General features: G+C 52.0%; 1 rRNA gene. It reads left to right on the forward strand.

Features of this window, described 5'->3' with window-relative positions:
* Nucleotides 1-458: ribosomal RNA gene (locus KUA55_RS18165) — 16S ribosomal RNA — on the forward strand; the annotation flags it as partial.

Consider the following 458-nt stretch of genomic DNA (forward strand, 5'->3'; position numbering starts at 1 on the left):
TCCGGAGACCTACGGGTGGCAGCAATGGGGAATATTGGGCAATGGGCGAAAGCCTGACCCAGCAACGCCGCGTGAAGGAAGAAGGCCTTCGGGTTGTAAACTTCTTTTAAGAGGGACGAAGAAGTGACGGTACCTCTTGAATAAGCCACGGCTAACTACGTGCCAGCAGCCGCGGTAATACGTAGGGAGCAAGCGTTGTCCGGATTTACTGGGTGTAAAGGGTGCGTAGGCGGGAATGCAAGTCAGATGTGAAATCCAGGGGCTTAACCCTTGAACTGCATTTGAAACTGTATTTCTTGAGTGTCGGAGAGGTTGACGGAATTCCTAGTGTAGCGGTGAAATGCGTAGATATTAGGAGGAACACCAGTGGCGAAGGCGGTCAACTGGACGATAACTGACGCTGAGGCGCGAAAGCGTGGGGAGCAAACAGGATTAGATACCCCGGTAGTCTAAGATTA

The sequence above is a fragment of the Enterococcus alishanensis genome (assembly GCF_019218635.1).
Lineage (GTDB): Bacteria > Bacillota > Bacilli > Lactobacillales > Enterococcaceae > Enterococcus_A > Enterococcus_A alishanensis.